The sequence below is a fragment of the Xanthomonas dyei genome (assembly GCF_002939865.1).
In the GTDB taxonomy this organism is placed as follows: Bacteria; Pseudomonadota; Gammaproteobacteria; order Xanthomonadales; family Xanthomonadaceae; genus Xanthomonas; species Xanthomonas dyei.
Map to the genome: position 1 here is coordinate 1 of NZ_MDEE01000142.1, position 291 is coordinate 291.

At 61.2% G+C, this 291-nt stretch carries 1 protein-coding gene; it reads right to left on the reverse strand.

Annotated features, from left to right (window positions below; translation table 11 throughout):
* Window positions 1–291 (reverse strand): integrase core domain-containing protein (locus XdyCFBP7245_RS23580; protein WP_146091752.1); only part of this gene is annotated, 291 nt, incomplete at both ends.

Here is a 291-nt window from a genome sequence, read left to right on the forward strand (position 1 = left end):
GCTTGGGACCCGCAATTTCGGGCGAATTCCTCAGGGGTTTTCCATGCCAGTGCACTGTGGGGTCGCTCCTCGTTATAGAAGCGCCGCCACGCTTCGATTTTGCTCCGCGCGTCGGCCAGTGACAAGAACCAGTGCTCATTCAGGCACTCCTGCCGCAGGCGCCCGTTGAAGCTTTCCACCAGCGCGTTGTCGGTCGGTGTCCCTCTGCGGGAGAAGTCCAGCTCCACGCCGTTTTCATACGCCCAGCGGTCCATCACCTTGCCGGCAAACTCGCTGCCGTTATCCACCTTG